We start from the raw sequence: 2,473 nt of genomic DNA, 5'->3' as shown, positions 1-2,473 counted from the left end.
ACGCTCGCCAACGGCCACCGCCTTTCCCGCGCCCGCCTCGCCTTTTCCCTCCACTCCCCGGGGCGGGCGGGCCCGCGCGGGGGTAGATTGCGGACATGCCCACCGACTTCCAGCTCAAGGCCATGAACGGCATCCACCGTGCCCTGCTCAAGGTCACCGGCGGCCGGATCGGCAACCAGATCTTCGGGATGCCGTCCCTCGAACTCACCACCGTCGGCCGCAAATCCGGCGCCCCGCGCCCGGTCATGCTGACCACGCCGATCATCGACGGCGACACCATCGTGGTCGTGGCCTCCCGCGGCGGCGACCCGACCCATCCGGCCTGGTTCCTGAACCTGCGCGACAACCCCGAGGTCGAGGTGTCGCTGGCCCAGGGGCCGCGTAAGCCGATGCTGGCCCACGTCGCCACGGCCGAGGAGCGCGCGCAACTGTGGCCGCGGGTGGTCGCCGCGTACAAGGGCTACGGCGACTACCAGACCAAGACCACCCGCGAGATTCCGCTCGTGCTGCTCACGCCCCGGAATTAGACCAGCGCGGAACGGAATTCGGTCGGGCTGGTGCCGCGCGACCGTTTGAACGCGGCACTGAATCCGAACGCGTCGGAGTAGCCGACGGTGGTGGCCACCTGCGCGACGCTGCGCGCGGGGTCGGCGAGCAGGTCCTCGGCCTCGGCCATCCGCCATTCGGTGAGATAGGTCAGCGGCGGTTCGCCCATCACCTCGGTGAACCGCCGGGCGAACAGCGCGCGCGAGACCGCCGATTCGGCCGCCAGGCCGGCGACCGTCCAGCGCTGGAAGGGCTTGGCGTGGATGGCTTTCAGCGCCGGACCGACCACCGGGTCCGCCATCCCGCGATACCAGTTCGGGGCGCACTCCGCCTCCTGGGCGAGCCAATCGCGCAGCGTGCAGACCAGCGCCCAGTCCATGAGCCGATCCATCAGGGCCTGCGACCCCGCGCTGAGCCGGACCGCGTCGGCGGCGGACTGCTCGAGCCACTCGCACACTTCGGTCCCACCGCCCACCACCATCACCTGCGGGAGCGCGCGCAACAGCCGCTCGTGTCGCCGATCGGAGGCACGGTAGGCGCCGACGACCAGCGAAGCCTGTTCGGCCGCAGGATCTTCCGTGACATCCTCGATCAGTTCCGGTGTGGCGCACTGGAGATCGGCCTCGCCGAATCCGTCGGGCAGGAAGCAGGACAGTTCGTACTCGACGGGTGGCCGGTCGAATTCGCCGGTGACATCGGTGAGTTCGAAGGGCTGGTCGGCTTGGACCAGGGCGGTATCGCCCGCGCCGAGCCGGGTGCGCGACCCGTCTGCCAGCACCAACGTGCCGCCACCGCGGATGACGCTCATCATGATCAGGGGCGCGCGGTCGGCGAAATGGATGGTCCACGGCGCTCGCAGGACGGCGTGGGCCACGACCGAGCCGTCGGCACGGACGCCGTTCAGCAGGGAACTCAGCGGATCCATGTCCCCATCGTAGACGATCTCCTATCAAGTAAAGATGATCGTCCATAGACCGTCCACTGTTCGCGCGGTTGACTGGATCGTGCGGGACGAAGGGTCCCGCGTCACCACCGATCAGGGAGCCCACCGTGCCGCACGAAACCTCCACCCGCACAGCGCTCGTCGTCCTCGCCCACCACCGCACCGATTCCCTGTCCGCCCATATCGCGCGTCGGACCGTGGCCCGGCTCATCGCCGCCGGATACACTGTCGACCTGCTCGACCTGCACGCCGAGCACTTCGACCCCCGCATGACCGTGGCCGACCAGCCGGACTGGGGCAACCGCGAGAAGCGCTACTCCGACGAGACCGAGGCGCACATGCGGCGCATCCTCGACGCCGACGTGCTCGTCGCGGTGTTCCCGATCTACTGGATGAGCGTGCCCGCGATCATGAAGGGCTGGATCGATCGGGTCTGGAACTACGGTTTCGCCTACGGCCGCAGCAAGCCCCGGCTGGCGGGCAAGCGCATCCTGTGGCTCGGCCTGGCCGGCGCGACCGCGGACGACGCGATCGTCCCCGGCATGGAGCAGGTGCTCGCGACACAGCTCAGCGAGGGTCTGGCCTACTACTCCGGATTCGCCGATTCCCGCGTCCGGGTGCTGCCCGATGCCGAGGAGCAGCCGCAGACCCTCGACGCGGCGGGCAATTTCCAGGTGGGCGAGGCCATCGCGGGCGCGGCGCGCGAGGCACACTACGCCGCGTTCGAGGCGACCGCCGAGGGCTACGTCGACGAGTTCCTCGCCGCCGACCTGGTCGAGGCCTGATCCCGCCCGCGCCCCGGGGAACGCCGGGGGAAACCCGCCACAACCGCCGAACAACTGCCCGTGCGCCGCGTCGTCGACAAGCTGCTGCACGCGCCGACCGTGCGCGTCAAGCAGCTGGCCTCGACGCCGGGCGGCGACAGCTACGCCGAGGCGCTGCGTGAGCTGTTCGAACTGAAACCCGGTGCGGTGCAAGCGGTTG

The 2,473-nt window shown here is 69.8% G+C and carries 3 protein-coding genes and 1 pseudogene; 3 read left to right on the top strand and 1 reads right to left on the bottom strand.

Annotation, left to right across the window (positions count from 1 at the left end):
* The first annotated feature begins 95 nt into the window (after nt 1-95).
* Nucleotides 96-527, top strand: coding sequence for a nitroreductase family deazaflavin-dependent oxidoreductase (locus QH270_RS08705; protein ID WP_280340019.1), 432 nt, complete (start codon nt 96-98; stop codon nt 525-527).
* Here QH270_RS08705 and QH270_RS08700 read toward each other — a convergent pair.
* Nucleotides 524-1,471, bottom strand: coding sequence for an AraC family transcriptional regulator (locus QH270_RS08700; RefSeq protein ID WP_280340017.1), 948 nt, complete (start codon nt 1,469-1,471; stop codon nt 524-526). The two genes, QH270_RS08705 and QH270_RS08700, sit on opposite strands and share 4 nt — an antisense overlap.
* A gap of 125 nt (nt 1,472-1,596) precedes the next feature.
* On the opposite strand from QH270_RS08700, the gene QH270_RS08695 reads away from it, so the two are divergent.
* Together QH270_RS08695 and QH270_RS08690 are read left to right on the top strand one after the other, a co-directional pair.
* Nucleotides 1,597-2,274 (top strand): NAD(P)H oxidoreductase, encoded by a 678-nt coding sequence (locus QH270_RS08695; RefSeq protein WP_280340016.1) that lies wholly within the window; start codon nt 1,597-1,599, stop codon nt 2,272-2,274.
* Between the two features lie 60 nt (nt 2,275-2,334).
* Nucleotides 2,335-2,473 (top strand): annotated as a pseudogene (locus QH270_RS08690) (glutamyl-tRNA reductase); the annotation flags it as partial.

The organism is Nocardia neocaledoniensis (assembly GCF_029868625.1).
GTDB classification, from domain to species: domain Bacteria; phylum Actinomycetota; class Actinomycetes; order Mycobacteriales; family Mycobacteriaceae; genus Nocardia; species Nocardia neocaledoniensis_A.
This window is presented reverse-complemented; position numbering and strand designations above follow the sequence as displayed.